This is a genomic window from Mesorhizobium sp. M7A.F.Ca.CA.004.04.2.1 (genome assembly GCF_004022825.1).
GTDB lineage: Bacteria > Pseudomonadota > Alphaproteobacteria > Rhizobiales > Rhizobiaceae > Mesorhizobium.
Genome location: NZ_RZPH01000670.1, coordinates 1 through 3388, shown reverse-complemented (window position 1 = coordinate 3388; position 3388 = coordinate 1). Strand labels below are relative to the sequence as shown.

At 63.3% G+C, this 3388-nt stretch carries 3 protein-coding genes; all 3 read left to right on the top strand.

Features of this window, described 5'->3' with window-relative positions; translation table 11 throughout:
- Positions 1-1151, top strand: a 1151-nt coding sequence (locus EN893_RS24945; RefSeq protein ID WP_128361843.1) for an aminotransferase class V-fold PLP-dependent enzyme, incomplete at its 5' end; no start/stop codon positions are given.
- A gap of 221 nt (positions 1152-1372) precedes the next feature.
- The gene (locus EN893_RS24940) at positions 1373-2362 is read left to right on the top strand and encodes a TIM barrel protein (RefSeq protein ID WP_127269387.1); all 990 of its coding nucleotides are present in this window, start codon (positions 1373-1375) and stop codon (positions 2360-2362) included.
- A gap of 42 nt (positions 2363-2404) precedes the next feature.
- Positions 2405-3388 (top strand): substrate-binding domain-containing protein (locus EN893_RS24935; RefSeq protein ID WP_128361842.1); only part of this gene is annotated, 984 nt, incomplete at its 3' end.

Here is a 3388-nt window from a genome sequence, read left to right as displayed (position 1 = left end):
TTCGCCCGATCATCAATGTCTCCGGCACGATGACCGCGCTCGGCGCGTCGATCATCGTCCCCGAAGCGATCAGCGCCATGGCGGAAATGGCCTCGCAATGGGTGGAAATGGATGACCTGCAACGTGCCGCAAGCACGATTGTCGCGCGCCTGACCGGCGGCGAGGCCGGTTTCATCACTGCCTGCTGCGCCAGCGGCATCACCATGGCGATCGCAGGTGCTATGACGGGGACCAATCTGCTCGCCATCGAGCGGCTGCCTGATAACACGGAGGGCCTCAAGTCGGAGGTCATCGTCCAGCTCGGGCACATCGTCAACTATGGTGCGCCGATCGACCAGTCGGTCCGGCTGGCGGGCGCCAGGGTCGTGCCGGCCGGCACGGTCAGCGTGACGCAGGACTATCATGTGCGCGACGCGATCAACGACCGCACGGCGGCGGGCCTCTACGTCGTTGCGCACCACACCGTGCAGTATGGCATGCTGTCCCTGGAGGAATTCTGCGAGATCTGCCACGCCAGGGGCATCCCTGTGATCGTGGATGCGGCTTCAGAGTATGATCTGCGCGGCTTCCTCGCGCGCGGCGCCGACATTGTCATCTACAGCGGCCACAAATTCCTGAGTGGGCCGACCAGCGGCATCGTCACCGGGCGCAAGGATCTGGTTCGCACCGCCTATCTCCAGAACCGCGGCGTCGCCCGCGCCATGAAGGTCGGCAAGGAGAGCATCGCCGGCACCATGGCCGCACTGGAAGCCTGGGAAAAGCGCGACCATGCCGGCATCCGCCGCCGCGAAGACGCCGCGCTCAACCTGTGGAAGGAGACGTTGCAGGGCCTGCCGGGCATTGTCGCGCAGATCATTCCCGATCCGACCGCCAACCCTCTCGATCGGCTTCAGATTTTTGTACTGCCCGAAAGCCGGTTCACGGCGGCCGGCCTCACCTCGGCATTGGCGACGGGCTCGCCACCGATCATCGTGCGCAACCATGAGGTGGAGCGCGGCCATTTCTTCCTCGACCCCTGCAATCTTCATCCCGGCGAGGCCGAGATCGTCGCCGAACGGCTGCGCGCCATATTGACCGCCAAGGACCGCCCGGCCGATGCGATGAAACTCGCCCGCAAGGATTCGTCCGGCGTCTTACGCTGGCCAGATTGAACACCCGGCGAATCGCTTGCTGAAATGCGCCGACCGTAACCAGCACGCGCCATCATGCGCCTATTGGCCTGACGGGCTCTCCAGGGCACCGGCCGGGAAACTGCCGGCTCCCTTTGCGCGCCTTGGCGGGTCCAGCCTGGTGGCCGCTTCGTAGCCTCTCAAAACAATAACTTTACAAATATCTTTATTTATGTGAAGTCATGACGATTGAAGGATCGATCATGACAGCCACTCGTTTCGCCACGCGCCTGAATTCCTTTGCCTCGCGACCGCACGCCGAGTGGCCCGATCTTACCGGCAAGCCGTCGCTGCTGCAGATGGCGGCGCGCGCCGCCAAGGTCGAGGGGCTTACCGATCTGGATCTCAACTTTCCTGACCATGTCAGGGAAAAGCCCACGGAAATTGCTCTGAAACTGGGCGATCTTGGGCTCTCCATCAATGGCTTTGCCATGCGCTACTACTCCAACCCCGCCTTCAAGCTCGGCGCTTTCACCAATCCGGATCCGGCGGTGCGTCGCGAGGCCATCGACCTGACCAAGGCCGGCATCGATGCCGTGCGTGAGGCCGGCGCCAGCCTGATGACGCTGTGGCTCGGCCAGGATGGCTTCGACTACGCCTTCCAGGCCGACTATTCGACGCTTTGGCAACACGAAATTGATGGGATTCGTGAAGTTGCGGCACATGATCCCGACTGTCAGATCAGCCTTGAATACAAACCGAACGAACCACGCTCCTACAGCCTGATGCCGGATGCGGCGACGACCTTGCTGGCGATCCGCGATGTCGGCCTGCCTAATCTCGGCGTCACGCTCGATTTCGCTCATGTGCTCTACGCCGACGAACAACCGGCCTTTGCCGCGGCCCTGGTGGCGCGTCACAGCAAGCTGCTCGGCGTGCACCTGAACGACGGCTACGCCAAGCGCGACGACGGCCTGATGGTCGGCGCGGTGCACACGCTGCAGACCATCGAGATGCTCAGGCAGATTCGCCGCGACGGTTACGCCGGCGCCATCTATTTCGACACGTTCCCCGATATGACAGGGCTCGATCCGGTGCGCGAGTGCGAAGTCAACATCGCCACCGTCAATCGCATGCTGCGCGTCGTCGACCGGCTGGAGCAGGACAATCGCCTGTCCGCCGCCATGGACAGCCAGGACGCGGTGACGTCGCAGGCCATCATCCAGGAAATCATGCTCGGGCCGGATAGCTGAGGCATCCGCGCCATCGCCGTTTTTCAACCAGGGAGGAATACAATGAAACTTCTGCTTGCCACCGCTACCGCCGCATTGATGGCGCTCTCGATCGGCTCTGCCTTTTCCGCCGACCTCGCGCCGCTCAATTCCGACACGGAAAAGGACCGCATCGACTGGTCGCAGGTCGAGGCCAAGTTCGGCGCGTTCCCCAAGCTGCCCGAAGGCACCAAGGCAGGCGCGGTCTCCAAGACGCTGACCAATGAATACTGGCGCTCGCTGGGCGAGGGCTACACGGCATTCGGCGCCAAGGTCGGCGTTCCCGTCGTCTATCAGGCAGCGCAGAGCGAGGGCGACCAGCTCGGCCAGCTCACCATCGCCGAAGGCCTGGTGACGCAGGGCTACAACGTGCTGCTCGTCTCGCCGCAGACGGATGCCAATCTGCAGCCGATCATGGAGCAGGCCAAGGCCGCCAACGTGCCGGTGGTCAATGTCAATGACGCCGTCATCCCGCAGGCCGAGCATTATGTCGGCAACGTCCAACGCGACAATGGCGTGCGCGTCGCCAAATGGTTCGTCAAGAATCGTCCGAATGGCGGCAAGGTCGCCATCGTCGAAGGCCAGGCTGGCGTCTATGCCGCCGTGCAGCGCACCGATGGCTTCAAGTCGACCATTACCGAGGGAGGCAAGTTCGAGGTTGTCGCCAGCGTTCCCGGCAACTGGGACCGCCAGACCTCCTATGACGCGGCCACCAACATCCTGCAGCAGCATCCCGACCTGATCGGCTTCTATGCCAACAATGATGGCATGGCGCTGGGCATCGTCGAGGCTGTCAAGGCCGCCGGCCTGCAGGACAAGGTTGCGGTCTTCGGCACCGACGGCATTTCCGATGCCTATGCCTCCATACGGGCCGGCGAACTGACCGGCACGGTCGACAGTTTCCCCGTTCTGACCGGCGAAGTGGCGTTGGAAACAGCTCTGCGTCTCGTCGCGGGACAGAAGCTGCCGCGCGTCGTCGCCACGCCCCAGGCGCTGATCACCAAGGAC